Raw genomic sequence first — 12,044 nt, 5'->3', positions numbered from 1 at the left:
TTTACCGTTTCTTCGACTTCAAAAAACGGTTGGCCAAATACCTACGGACAGGCTCATCGTACAATTTCAAACAAATATATGCCAGCAGGATGCTTCCGACGACTACGGCCAGGGCTCCGGGCAGCGACTCGCCGAACGTAAGCTCTTCGTTCTTGACCCATCCGTAATAAAGGTAAATAAACGGATAATGCACCATATACAAAGGATAGGATATATCTCCCAGGAACTTACAAACCCGGTTCGTATATCGGTCGGTAATTTTGCCGGAGGCTCCCCAGTAAACGATCAGCGGGAAAAACAGGGCGAAACAAACCGTATCGTACAAACCGTTCATCCACAGGCGATCGGCTCCGCCCAGGCGCGGAACGGCCAGCAGAATAATCACGAGCAGGCTGCACTTCCAAAAGGCCCCCCTGACACGGGCCGGCTTGAAAACGCGGGACAGAAGCAACCCGGCGGAGAAAGCGTACAGCAAACGAAAAAATCCTCCCGTAAACTCCGTCCCGGTCAACGAAAACCCGGCGCAAATATCGCCGTAAGGCCCGAAGATGCTAAAAGCGGCCAGGCCGCATCCGGCCGCGACGACCAATACCGCAAGGGCCTTCGTAGAAAATTTACGGATAATCAAAGCATACAAAATATTGCCGATATATTCGAAAAACAGCGACCAGCTCGGCCCGTTCAGCGGATACATCTCCCCCAGGCCCCGAATTTCGGTGCCGGGCGTAGCCGGGATCAACAGCGCATTGACGAACGTGGCCAGCAACAGGGCCGCGACCGTCACCTTCGTAACGTCCCACACCGGACATCCCTGGAAATAAAACATGACCGCCCCAATCACAGCCCCCATGACGACCATCGGGTGAAGGCGTATGACCCTGCGTTTGATGAAATCCTTCACGGTCATCGTTTTCCAGCGGTCGTCGTAAGCATATCCAATGACAAAACCGGACAGAATAAAGAAGAAATCGACGGCCAGATAACCGTGGTTGATCTTTTGATCCAAATGACTCGTCGCATAGGCTTCGAATATATGAAACCATACGACCATAATGGCGGCCACGCCGCGCAATCCGTCGAGGATCATGTAATGCGGTTTCGTGTCTCCGAAAGCCGCGGAAGATATCGGTGTTTTCGACATGAATGAATTGTATTCGGATTTCGTATTTATTTCTTTTGTAAATCTCGATGCTTTCCGGTTTTCGCATCCGTTTGCCTTCCGGCCGCACGGGACTTTCTTTTTCCCGGGCACTCCCCATGTATGCTTCAAATATACAACAAAATAGCCTTACACATAGCTCCGACCGTCTTTTTTTGTTAAAATAGCTTTGGCCGGTCCAATCCGGCTCTTTTCCCGAAAGAAAACTTCGCATCGGCCCGGCAGTCGTTTTAACGGCGTTCTTTCCCTTCCTCCGGATGTTCCCGGCGACAAGCTTACGGGCAATAAAAAACCTACGAATCAATGACTCGTAGGTTTACTTTCATACAACAAATTCAGCGGAGAGACAGGCTCTCGAACTTATACTTTCACAGAATCTCATAAAACCGCAAACAACTGATAATCAAGTGCAAATTACAACATAGAGTAAAACTAAATGTTTCTAAATGTCTTTTGCTATCTCAATAATTGGGTGTATATTTGGGTGTAGAATTTCAAACGCACCCAATTATGAATATCAAGCGCAACATCATTTTTGCATTGGAGAGCCGGAAAAAGAACGGTGTGCCAATCGTAGAGAACGTACCCATCCGTATGCGTGTCATCTTTGCCAGCCAACGCATCGAGTTTACAACGGGCTACCGGATTGACGTAGCCAAATGGGATGCAGACAAGCAGCGGGTAAAGAACGGATGTACCAACAAGCTAAAGCAGAGTGCAGCCGAAATCAATACGGACTTGCTGAAATACTATGCCGAAATCCAGAATATTTTCAAGGAATTTGAGGTGCAGGAGGTCATGCCAACGACCCAACAGTTGAAGGAAGCTTTCAACATGAGAATGAAAGACACCAGCGAAGAACAGCCGGAAGAAGCCCCTGTCAGCTTTTGGGAGGTATTCGATGAGTTTGTAAAAGAGTGCGGTAACCAGAATAACTGGACGGCATCCACCTATGAAAAATTTGCAGCAGTGAGGAACCACCTCAAAGAGTTCAAGGAGGATGCAACGTTCAACTATTTCGACGAGTTTGGATTGAACGAATACGTCAACTTCCTGCGTGATACCAAGGATATGAGAAACAGCACCATCGGCAAGCAAATGGGATTCCTCAAATGGTTCCTGCGCTGGAGCTTCAAGAAAGGACATCATCAGAACATTGCATACGATACATTCAAACCGAAACTGAAAACCACCTCGAAAAAAGTAATCTTCCTGACTTGGGATGAACTGAACAAGCTGAAAGACTACCAGATACCCAAGGATAAGCAATACCTGGAACGTGTGCGTGATGTTTTCCTGTTCTGCTGCTTTACGAGTTTGCGGTATTCGGATGTTCGCAATCTGAAAAGAAGCGATGTGAAGTCCGACCACATCGAAATAACCACAGTCAAGACTGCCGACAGCCTGACGATTGAACTGAACAAATACAGCAAAGCCATACTGGACAAATACAAGGACATCCATTTCGAGAATTACATGGCTCTGCCCGTCATCAGCAACCAGAAGATGAACGATTACCTGAAAGAGCTGGGCGAACTGGCAGAAATCAACGAGCCTGTACGGGAAACCTACTACAAGGGAAATGAACGTATTGATGAAGTCACACCCAAATACGCTTTGCTCAGTACCCATGCAGGAAGAAGGACATTCATCTGCAATGCGCTGGCTCTCGGAATCCCGGCACAGGTGGTCATGAAATGGACGGGACACAGCGACTACAAAGCTATGAAACCCTACATTGACATAGCGGATGATATTAAGGCAAATGCCATGAACAAGTTTAATCAACTATAAAAGTATCAAACAGTTTCATAGATAGTTATCAATGACTATATTTGTAGAAATTATCATCACAATATGAGCAACAAGGAATCCAACATAGAGAAAACGAATTTTGATGCATTCATACAAGCGGTCGGTTCGGAAATAGAACAGGCACAAGTAAGGCTGATTGTTGCAGCCAATGCACAAATGCTGTTCCATTACTGGAAGATAGGCAATTACATCCTTTATCACCAGCAGCTGCACGGATGGGGAAGCAAAATCATCAAGCAGTTGGCAAAGGCTATCCGACTGCATTACCCTGAAAAGAAAGGCTATTCGGAACGTAACCTTACCTATATGTGCCAGTTTGCAAAAGCATATCCTTTAAGAGCGTTGCAAAGTTTCATAGAAACAGATGCAAGCCTGTCTGTCCCAACCATACAGAGTGTGACCAATGAAGTATTAAAACTGAATGACAAGCAATTTACGCAGGAACTTACTGCGCAAATACAATCGATTGATTGTCAATCATTAGCAATTACGCAGGAAGTTCCTGCGCAATTTGAAGATGTGGGAAAAACCGTGTCTGCCATTTACAGGATGGGAATCAGGGAAATAGAAGAAGTTTTCTTGACCTCTCCTATAGCCAAAATAAACTGGACAAGCCAAATGACTATACTTGACAGTTCGCTACCTTTAGGTCTAAGCTACTGGTACATGAAGCAGTCTGTGGAAATGGGATGGAGCAGCAATGTATTGAAAATGCAAATTGACAGTGATTTGTATAGCCGACAAATCAGCAACAACAAGGTAAACAATTTCACGACCACACTTCCGGCTCCACAAAGCGACCTTGCCAATTACCTACTCAAAGACCCGTACATCTTTGATTTGGCAGGAGCCAAAGAAAAAGCAGACGAAAGGGATATTGAAGAACAGCTGGTGAAACACGTTACCCGCTACCTGTTGGAAATGGGCAACGGTTTTGCCTTCGTTGCCCGGCAGAAGCACTTCCAAGTCGGAAACAGCGATTTCTTTGCCGACCTGATTCTATATTCCATTCCGTTGCACGCATATATTGTCATAGAATTGAAAGCCACTCCTTTCAAGCCGGAATATGCCGGACAACTCAACTTTTACATCAACGTGGTGGATGATAAGTTGAGAGGGGAACACGACAACAAGACCATCGGTCTTTTGTTGTGCAGAGGAAAGGACGAAGTGGTTGCCCAGTATGCCCTTTCCGGCTATGACCAGCCCATCGGCATCAGCGATTACCAATTGAGCAAGGCGATTCCCGAGAAATTGAAATCAGCGTTGCCCAGCGTAGAAGAAGTGGAAGAAGAACTGGCTTCTTTCCTTGACAAGGATCCCCAATAATAAGAGTATGCCATGCAGAAAACGATAACAACCCTCATTCCTCAATACGGGGAGCTGAACAGAATCTGCAAAGATTGGATTGTAAGCCATACTTTCTCTTTTGAAAAGCAGAAATTCATCGTTGATTTCTACTCGAAATGGAGCGATATAAAGGCTTTTGAGCAAGCTATCCTTGAACTGGTGCTGCATACACCGCCAGAACCATGTACCCTGCTGCTGAAAAGTCTGAAAAAGGAAGTCAAAGAATACATACGGCTTTATGAATCTTACCGCCTTCTCCATGACGAAGTGATCATACGTGTATGCTACCAATACGCAGACCGCTACAAGGAAACCATCAAGGAAGAGATGGAAGTGGTAAACAGGCTGCGCAAACCGATGAACGAAGCCAACAACCGCTATGATTCCATTGGCTACCGAGAGCATACACCCGAAGAAGAAAAGCTGGCGGAAAGAGAATATGAGCGTTGCAAGGCTGAATATGAAAGGGAGAAAGCCCAACTGGAGCATCTTTATGAGCAGCAAACCCTTCTCTGGAAAGAAGCCCGGCAATACATGAAAAACCGTTGCGACGACATCTACCTGCTTAGCGTACACTTCATGGGCATCCTGACCAAATATGTACCGGACGAAGAAAGCCAACCGAACGAAGCAGACAGGCAGAGCCGTACAGACAGCCAGCCGGAAGCTGAAACTACAACCGCATCGACTACAGCTACGACTGCCGGATTGCCTGAATATTTCAGCATGAAGCTGATTTCCCTAATTCATGAAGTTTGTGCAGGGGAACAGTTTGAAGACATTACCGCACCGGATTTCTATGCCTGCATGAATCTGCATCCCTGCCAGTGCGTACTGAAAATAAAGCCAAGGGAAAAGATACGGGTATGCTATCTGATTTCCCTGATGAGGGAGCAGTTGCCGGGGCAGGATAAGGACAAATGGAAGGAAGCCATCCTGAAACACCTGGATATTGATGAAGACTATTACAAGTCCAAGTACAGGGAACCCGTTTCCGATTTACCCAGTATTCCCAACCAAAAGTTCGCCAAGGAAATGGACGGAATATTCCGATAACCCGTGATATTCCAATATATTTTACGACATGACCACTTATACCACTCAAAATAATTTTTGAGTGGTATTTTTATTTCTTGATATTCAGCGATATAACAGAACAATCCATATCTATCATCCACATACTTACCACTCAAAACCCTACCTAATTTTGCATCGTTCGAGAACAGAAGAAACAGCCTGTGCGCAGGGCTATTGTCAAACAAGTAATCATACGGACGATGAACAACCTCAAAGAACTGTTAGTGAAACCCGTCTGGCAGATGACAGGCGAAGAGTTCCTTTTTCTAAGCAGACACGCTTCGGTACAGGCAGAGGCGCAACCGCAGCCGACCACCGACACGGAAAGAAAGTACGTGTACGGCATACTCGGCATAGCCAAGCTTTTCGGGTGCAGCCTGCCCACAGCCAACCGCATCAAGAAAAGCGGAAAGATAGACAAAGCCATTACCCAGATTGGACGCAAGATTATCGTGGATGCGGAACTGGCGCTGGAACTGGCTGGCAAGAAAACCGGAGGACGCAGATAAAGGAGGTGATTATGGACTATATAAAAGAAATATCACCCGAACAAGCCGTTATCCTCTGGCAGGAATCCCGGCTAAGTCTGTCAAGATGCTACGAAAAAGCCCCCGAAATTCTGAAAGTACACGGCTCTGTCATCGGGACGCTGGGCAATTTCAGCGCATCCATCGGCAAAGCCAAGAGCAAGAAAACCTTCAATGTATCGGCTATCGTAGCCGCTGCATTGAAGAACGGTACCGTGTTACGATATGCGGCTGAACTGCCCGAGGAAAAGCGGAAAGTGCTTTATATAGATACGGAGCAAAGCCCCTACCACTGCCTGAAAGTGATGAAGCGGATCCTGCGGATGGCAGGATTGCCCGATGACAGGGACAGCGGTTATCTGGAGTTTCTCGCTTTGAGAAAATACACCCCGGAACAGCGCATCAGCATTGTAGAACAGGCTATCTACCACTCACCGGATATTGGGCTGGTCATCATAGACGGCATCCGGGATATGGTGTACGACATCAACAGCCCCGGTGAATCCACCCGCATCATATCCAAGCTGATGCAGTGGACGGACGACAGGCAGATTCATATCCATACGATACTGCATCAGAACAAGGGGGATGAGAACGCAAGAGGGCACATTGGTACGGAACTGAACAACAAGGCGGAAACAGTCCTGCTGGTGGAAAAGGACAAGGGGAACAGCGACATCAGCCATGTTTCCGCCATGCACATCCGGGCGATGGATTTCGAGCCTTTTGCATTCTGCATCAACGACAGAGCCCTGCCCGAACTTGCGGAAGGCTACAAGCCGGAAGCAAGGAAGCCGGGAAGACCCTCGGTGGAAAAGTTTGACCCTTACAAGGATATTTCAGAACCGCAGCACCGTGCCGCACTGGAAGACGCTTTTGCACTGAAAGAGGAATACGGCTACAAGGAGCTGGAAGACACCTTAATCAGGACTTATCTGGCAGAAGGGGTTAGACTGAATCACCAGAATGCAGTGGCGCTTATCACCATGCTGCGCAACAAACGGATGATAGTGCAGGAAAACGGCAGGAAGTATTCCTTCAAGCCCGATTACCACTATTAGCCGACAATCCCGAAAATCGCTTCACTTTATTCCCGTATCCTATATATACGACAATTTAGTGAAGTGATTTCAGAAACAGACAAATCACTTCACTTTATTCCGGGGGTCTATATATTAGGAGTTTAGTGAAGTGATTGTACTGACCGCATACTTTTAAGAGTTGCGGGCAAAAAGAGAAATAATCAAAGCACTCACTAAAAACGATTTCCTTATGAACATCGAGACTGCAAAACAAATCAATCTGGCTGACTACCTGCACAGCCTGGGGTATTCACCCGTCAAACAGCAGGGTATCAACCTTTGGTACAAATCTCCCTTGAGGGAAGAAACAGAGGCTTCCTTCAAAGTGAACACCGAACGCAACCAGTGGTACGACTTCGGTTTAGGGAAAGGGGGCGGTATCATTGAACTGGCTGCACACCTGTATGCTACCGACCATGTACCTTACCTGCTGGAGCGGATTGCGGAACAGACACCGCATGTACACCCGGTATCTTTCTCTTTTGGCAAGCAGGACTCTTTCGGTCCGAGCTTCCAACAGCTGGAGATAGTACCGCTATCGTCTCCTGCCCTGCTTTCCTATTTACAAGGTAGAGGAATAAATCTGGAACTGGCAAAAAGAGAATGTAGTGAAGCCCGTTACACCCACAACGGCAAGCGTTACTTTGCCATTGCCTTCCCTAACGGTTCGGGTGGGTTTGAGGTTCGTAACCCCTATTTCAAGGGCTGCATCGCCCCCAAGGAAATCTCCCACATCAGACAGTCGGGAAAAGCAAGGACTGCCTGCTATGTGTTCGAGGGTTTCATGGACTACCTTTCCTTTCTGACATTGAGACAAGAGAGCTGCCCAAATTATCCGGAATTGGACGGGCAGGACTATATTGTATTGAACTCCGTATCGAATGTGAACAAGGCTCTCTATCCGTTGGGCAATTACGAACGCATCCACTGCTTTTTCGACAACGACCATGCAGGAATGGAAGCACTCCGGCAAATCCGCATGGAATACGGCAGAGACCGGTACATCCGGGACGCTTCGCAGATTTACAGCGGATGCAAGGACTTGAACGAATACTTACAGAAACAGGTTGAAAGAAAAAGGCAGCTCCAGTCCGCCAAAGGGGTGCGCAGCCAATCACCGGAGAAGAAGAGCGGCTTCCGGTTATAGCCCACTATAACTACACGCTCCGCTTTCGTAGTTGTGGGCTCTCCCGAGGGGATTAGGGCTTTGCCCTAATGACCCACTCAGGGCGTTTCACCCCTGAGAACCCCGAGCAAAGAGTGACCCTCTCTTTGCAATCTCCGCTTATGGGTTACCCCTAAGAAATCTCGTGCAAATGAGAGCAGAGGCAAACTTGCTTGACCTATGCCGAATGCAGCCGAGATTCATAAAATAACCCCTCTGCGAAAGCGAGCAAAGTAAATTAATTGTAAACAAAGAAAAGAAGCTATGGCAACAAAATCAAGCATACACATCAAGCCTTGCAACATCGCATCGAGCGAGGCACACAACCGAAGGACTGCCGAGTATATGCGTAATATCGGGGAGTCCAGAATCTATGTCGTTCCCGAACTTTCCACCGATAACGAACAGTGGATAAATCCCGACTTCGGCACTCCCGAACTGCGAACTCATTATGACAATATCAAGCAAATGGTCAAGGAAAAGACCGGACGTGCCATGCAGGAAAAGGAAAGGGAACGCAAGGGAAAGAATGGAAAGATTATCAAGGTGGCGGGATGCTCACCCATCCGTGAAGGAGTATTGCTTATCAGACCGGACACCACACTGGCTGATGTACGCAAATTCGGTGAAGAGTGCCAAAGACGCTGGGGCATCACTCCGCTACAGATTTTCCTGCATAAAGACGAAGGGCATTGGCTGAACGGTCAGCCGGAAGCGGAAGACAAAGAGAGCTTCCAAATAGGAAGCAGATGGTTCAAGCCGAACTATCATGCTCATATCGTATTCGACTGGATGAACCACGAAACCGGGAAGAGCCGAAAGCTCAATGACGAGGATATGGCAACCATGCAGACCCTTGCTTCCGATATTCTGCTAATGGAACGTGGGCAGACAAAAGCTGTCACAGGTAAAGAGCATCTGGAACGAAACGATTTCATCATTGAGAAGCAGAAAGCCGAACTGCAACGTATAGAAGAAACCAAGCGACACAAGGAGCAACAGGTAAGCCTTGCCGAACAGGAACTCAAACAGGTAAAAGCTGAGATACGTACAGACAAACTCAAAAGTGCAGCTACCGATGTAGCCACTGCCATAACCAGCAGCGTAGGTTCTCTTTTCGGAAGCGGTAAGTTGAAAGAACTGGAACATAACATCGAGCAGCTACATCAGAAGATTGCCAACCGGGACAAAGCTACTGATGAATTAAAAATTCAGATGCAACAAATGCAGGAACAGCACGGCAGACAAATACGCAATCTTCAAGGAATACATAATAAAGAGATTGAAGCTAAAGACAAAGAAATATCACGGCTAAACACCCTGCTTGAAAAGGCATTATGCTGGTTCCCATTACTCAAAGAAATGCTGAGAATGGAAAAATTATGCTATGTCACTGGTTTTACCAAGGGGATGGTTGATTCTCTTTTATACAAAAAGGAAGCTCTCAGATGTAGTGGAAAAATCTATTCCGAAGAATATAGACAGAGATTTGAAACAAAAAATGTAATTTTCAAAATTGAACGAAGCCCGATCGATAAGAATAAATTGATGCTGACTATAAACCAACAGCCAATCAGCGAATGGTTCAAAGAACAATGGGAGAAGTTACAGCAGCATCTGCGTAACTCAGTGCAGAAAGAACAAAAATCCAGAGGATTCAGGATGTAATATAGAGAAGTACAATTCATCATGGATTGTACTTCTATCGTAATATATAGTACAAAATCTAAGTTGTCTAACTATTCTAAAGTAAAATAAGCAATAAAAGAATATCTTATTCACTATTAATATACCATATTGTCAATATCTTTCCCTCATTTAGTCAATCGTATCTTTTCGTGGTAGAAATAATTTACGATAACCGGCTTGCCTTTTTCCGAGCGCCCGTAAGGCAAATCATTTATTCTATATGGAAACCCCTGTGCCTTGGCGTATTGGGAAATGTCCTGTTCCAATGCCTGCCAGTAATCAAGCCTCTTTTTGTTGTATATTTCTTCGTATAACGGAAAGAGGTCGGGATGCTTCTCACGGATATACGTCATTATCCCTCCCTTGAACTGCCCGCGCAGATTCAGGTTTTCGAGCCATATCAAATCGGCATATCCTTTCACTTTCTCGATAATCGCCTTCATATCGGTTATTCCGGGGAATATGGGCGATACAAAACACACGGTACGGATGCCCGCCTCATAGACCTGACGCATTGCGTTCAGACGACGTTCTATGCTCACGGCATTGTCCATATCCGTACGAAAACGCTCGTCAAGCGTATTGACCGACCATGACACCGTTACTTTGGGAAAACGCTTCAACAGGTCGAGGTCGCGCAGGACAAGGTCGGACTTAGTGCATATCATAATCTCGGCGTTGCTCCCACGCAGCTCTTCGAGCAGCCTGTGGGTACGGCAAAATTGCTCCTCATACGGGTTGTAACCATCCGTCACGGAACCTATCACAATGCGCTCTCCGTCATATTTGTGCGGATTGGCTATCGGTTTCCAGTTCTTCACGTCCAGAAATGCACCCCACGGTTCTGTATGCCCGGTGAATCGTTTCATAAACGATGCGTAGCAATACTTACAGGCGTGGGGGCAGCCCACGTAAGGGTTGACCGAATATCCTCCGACCGGCAGTGAGGATTTGGTCATAACGCTCTGTACGTCTATTTCTTTGATTATTTCGGTATTCATTGTAAGCGTTTTGTAAATTGTTCCGGCAGTTCCTGAATCATCCTTTCTTCGCCCATTATAGGCAGCAAATCCTCTTTCATAAACACGGGGACGCCCTGTGTTTGGGCTTGGTCGGCAATGTGAAGCACCCATTCGGGACGGGAATCCACTTTGCCTTTCCGATGTCCGGTCTCCGTACCTATGACAATCCAGTCGATACCCTCGAAATCTATATCGCCGATTTCATCGAAAATAGGTTCGAAAGTGACATGGTAGTGCTTGGCCTTGATATTTCTTTTCAAATCGTCTAGCCGCTTTTTTTCGGAATTGCGCGTGACGGTCACGCCCATCCATACATTCTCGTCATCTGTAGAGAAACTGATCTTGTCCGGACATTTCGTAAGGAATATATAAGCGTGTTGCGGATTGCTTTTCATTCGTCTGAATATTTCCGCATTCCATTCAGGCTTCCAATCGGAGAAATCGCTCATTCCGGTCATCAGCCATACGTGAGGCTTGGGCGTGTCGATGATACGCAGCTTTCGCACCATATATTCCGGTACGGAGAAGTCGTCCGTAATATGGAAACGGCGGCAGTTGTTACGGGCATAGCAGTAGCTGCACCCGATGGAGCAGCCTACCACTATGTTCATATTCTTTATCAGGGATTTTATACAGATAGTCATCTGCTTAGAGTTCCTTTTTAGAATCATTTCGGAGAGACTTTCCATTTTACCGGTTCTTTCAGTATGATTCCGTCAGTGGCATCCTCCTGTGAGAATGTATTGCTGCAATATTGTATGCAGAGCATGAGGAGCGGAGTCGTTCCGTTGTTACGGACACTTCGTTTTCCTGCAGGAGATACCCTGACAACGCTACCTTCTTCCACTGGGAACACTGTTCCGTCTACTTGAAATTCACCTTTACCGGAGAGGAAAAAATAAAGTTCCTCATGACTCTTGTGACTATGCAGAAATCCGGTTTCTGTACCCGGGGCGAATGACTGGAAAGAAAACTCGCTTCCCGTAGTTCCGAGAGCGGTGCTGCAGAATACTTTTCCGGGAATTTTCACATCCGGGCCAAGCTGAAGTTCGTATTCATTCAGTTCATTCAACTTACCGACACTGATCGCGGCGAAATTCTGTTCTACCGCGATTTTCCTAATCTTTTTCATCTTTCTAATATTTTGAAATGATTGTT

At 46.5% G+C, this 12,044-nt stretch carries 11 protein-coding genes; 7 read left to right on the top strand and 4 right to left on the bottom strand.

All coding sequences use genetic code 11. From position 1 onward, the window contains the following. Position 1: 1 nt before the first annotated feature. Positions 2 to 1,141: an acyltransferase family protein gene (locus tag PGR91_RS02675; protein ID WP_118655718.1), complete on the bottom strand. Its 1,140-nt coding sequence runs from the start codon at positions 1,139 to 1,141 to the stop codon at positions 2 to 4. Between the two features lie 528 nt (positions 1,142 to 1,669). Here PGR91_RS02675 and PGR91_RS02670 point away from each other — a divergent pair. From PGR91_RS02670 to PGR91_RS02640, 7 genes are all read left to right on the top strand, one after another. Beyond that, the gene (locus PGR91_RS02670; RefSeq protein WP_007756660.1) at positions 1,670 to 2,953 is read left to right on the top strand and encodes a site-specific integrase; all 1,284 of its coding nucleotides are present in this window, start codon (positions 1,670 to 1,672) and stop codon (positions 2,951 to 2,953) included. A 63-nt stretch (positions 2,954 to 3,016) separates the two neighbouring features. Beyond that, positions 3,017 to 4,303, top strand: coding sequence for a PDDEXK nuclease domain-containing protein (locus tag PGR91_RS02665; protein ID WP_007756662.1), 1,287 nt, complete (start codon positions 3,017 to 3,019; stop codon positions 4,301 to 4,303). A gap of 12 nt (positions 4,304 to 4,315) precedes the next feature. Continuing rightward, positions 4,316 to 5,380: a hypothetical protein gene (locus PGR91_RS02660; protein ID WP_115485124.1), complete on the top strand. Its 1,065-nt coding sequence runs from the start codon at positions 4,316 to 4,318 to the stop codon at positions 5,378 to 5,380. Between the two features lie 221 nt (positions 5,381 to 5,601). Further along, entirely contained in the window at positions 5,602 to 5,910 is a 309-nt protein-coding gene (locus tag PGR91_RS02655; RefSeq protein ID WP_005654521.1) for a DUF3853 family protein, read from the top strand. 11 nt (positions 5,911 to 5,921) lie between these two features. Further along, entirely contained in the window at positions 5,922 to 6,989 is a 1,068-nt protein-coding gene (locus PGR91_RS02650; protein ID WP_117589719.1) for an AAA family ATPase, read from the top strand. A 211-nt stretch (positions 6,990 to 7,200) separates the two neighbouring features. Further along, positions 7,201 to 8,157, top strand: coding sequence for a toprim domain-containing protein (locus PGR91_RS02645; RefSeq protein WP_032839816.1), 957 nt, complete (start codon positions 7,201 to 7,203; stop codon positions 8,155 to 8,157). Positions 8,158 to 8,439: 282 nt separating this feature from the next. Beyond that, the gene (locus tag PGR91_RS02640) at positions 8,440 to 9,843 is read left to right on the top strand and encodes a mobilization protein (protein ID WP_270399127.1); all 1,404 of its coding nucleotides are present in this window, start codon (positions 8,440 to 8,442) and stop codon (positions 9,841 to 9,843) included. 146 nt (positions 9,844 to 9,989) lie between these two features. On the opposite strand, the gene PGR91_RS02635 is transcribed toward PGR91_RS02640, so the two are convergent. The 3 genes from PGR91_RS02635 to PGR91_RS02625 are packed head-to-tail and all read right to left on the bottom strand — an operon-like array spanning position 9,990 to position 12,018. Continuing rightward, positions 9,990 to 10,865: a radical SAM mobile pair protein B gene (locus tag PGR91_RS02635; protein ID WP_005924033.1), complete on the bottom strand. Its 876-nt coding sequence runs from the start codon at positions 10,863 to 10,865 to the stop codon at positions 9,990 to 9,992. Continuing rightward, positions 10,862 to 11,530, bottom strand: a complete 669-nt coding sequence (locus PGR91_RS02630; protein WP_005924036.1) for a radical SAM mobile pair protein A — start codon at positions 11,528 to 11,530, stop codon at positions 10,862 to 10,864. The genes PGR91_RS02635 and PGR91_RS02630 overlap by 4 nt, the downstream gene beginning before the upstream one ends. 23 nt (positions 11,531 to 11,553) lie before the next feature. Continuing rightward, positions 11,554 to 12,018 carry a cupin domain-containing protein gene (locus tag PGR91_RS02625; protein WP_005924039.1) on the bottom strand — a complete coding sequence of 155 codons (465 nt, stop codon included), beginning with the start codon at positions 12,016 to 12,018 and terminating at the stop codon, positions 11,554 to 11,556. Positions 12,019 to 12,044 lie beyond the last annotated feature (26 nt).

The sequence above is a fragment of the Candidatus Alistipes pullistercoris genome (genome assembly GCF_027665465.1).
Classification (GTDB): Bacteria; Bacteroidota; Bacteroidia; order Bacteroidales; family Rikenellaceae; genus Alistipes_A; species Alistipes_A hominis.
This window is presented reverse-complemented; position numbering and strand designations above follow the sequence as displayed.

Bases quoted from the DNA above. Each gene is read 5' to 3' on its own strand.
- PGR91_RS02655 (WP_005654521.1), top strand. From the start codon at position 5,602: ATGAACAACCTCAAAGAACTGTTAGTGAAACCCGTCTGGCAGATGACA.
- PGR91_RS02650 (WP_117589719.1), top strand. From the start codon at position 5,922: ATGGACTATATAAAAGAAATATCACCCGAACAAGCCGTTATCCTCTGG.
- PGR91_RS02670 (WP_007756660.1), top strand. From the start codon at position 1,670: ATGAATATCAAGCGCAACATCATTTTTGCATTGGAGAGCCGGAAAAAG.
- PGR91_RS02660 (WP_115485124.1), top strand. From the start codon at position 4,316: ATGCAGAAAACGATAACAACCCTCATTCCTCAATACGGGGAGCTGAAC.
- PGR91_RS02665 (WP_007756662.1), top strand. From the start codon at position 3,017: ATGAGCAACAAGGAATCCAACATAGAGAAAACGAATTTTGATGCATTC.
- PGR91_RS02675 (WP_118655718.1), bottom strand. From the start codon at position 1,141: ATGTCGAAAACACCGATATCTTCCGCGGCTTTCGGAGACACGAAACCG.
- PGR91_RS02640 (WP_270399127.1), top strand. From the start codon at position 8,440: ATGGCAACAAAATCAAGCATACACATCAAGCCTTGCAACATCGCATCG.
- PGR91_RS02630 (WP_005924036.1), bottom strand. From the start codon at position 11,530: ATGACTATCTGTATAAAATCCCTGATAAAGAATATGAACATAGTGGTA.
- PGR91_RS02635 (WP_005924033.1), bottom strand. From the start codon at position 10,865: ATGAATACCGAAATAATCAAAGAAATAGACGTACAGAGCGTTATGACC.
- PGR91_RS02625 (WP_005924039.1), bottom strand. From the start codon at position 12,018: ATGAAAAAGATTAGGAAAATCGCGGTAGAACAGAATTTCGCCGCGATC.
- PGR91_RS02645 (WP_032839816.1), top strand. From the start codon at position 7,201: ATGAACATCGAGACTGCAAAACAAATCAATCTGGCTGACTACCTGCAC.